Annotated in this window: 1 protein-coding gene; it reads right to left on the bottom strand. The window is 52.4% G+C overall.

Annotated features, from left to right (window positions below):
• The coding region (locus SB786_RS36320) for a hypothetical protein (protein WP_410731590.1) at positions 1-224 on the bottom strand (224 nt) is incomplete at its 3' end.
• Between the last annotated feature and the right edge of the window lie 47 nt (positions 225-271).

Below are 271 nucleotides of genomic sequence, written 5' to 3'. Positions count from 1 at the left end.
AGGTCAGGAATTTTCGCCTGGTGCTCCACCTTCCCTGCATTAAGATCTTCGATGCCGCTCGCGTTGTTCCATTTTTCGCCTGGAGCTACACGAGCTGCCTCAAGCTGCACCGAGAATGGGAGTTCTGATAGCGCGTCGTAGAAGGCTTTCTGCAGAGCTATTTGATCTACGCCTGACGGCATCGAGTCTATGAAGCTTATGCTCGGAATCCCCAACAGCTCCATGGGACTGCACAAGAAGTCACTACTTATCGACGCTTCATCCAGCTGAC

It is taken from the genome of Burkholderia sp. SIMBA_062, assembly GCF_046534765.1.
In the GTDB taxonomy this organism is placed as follows: domain Bacteria; phylum Pseudomonadota; class Gammaproteobacteria; order Burkholderiales; family Burkholderiaceae; genus Burkholderia; species Burkholderia ambifaria.
Note: the sequence above shows the minus strand (reverse complement) of the source record. Positions and strands in the feature narration are given on the sequence as shown.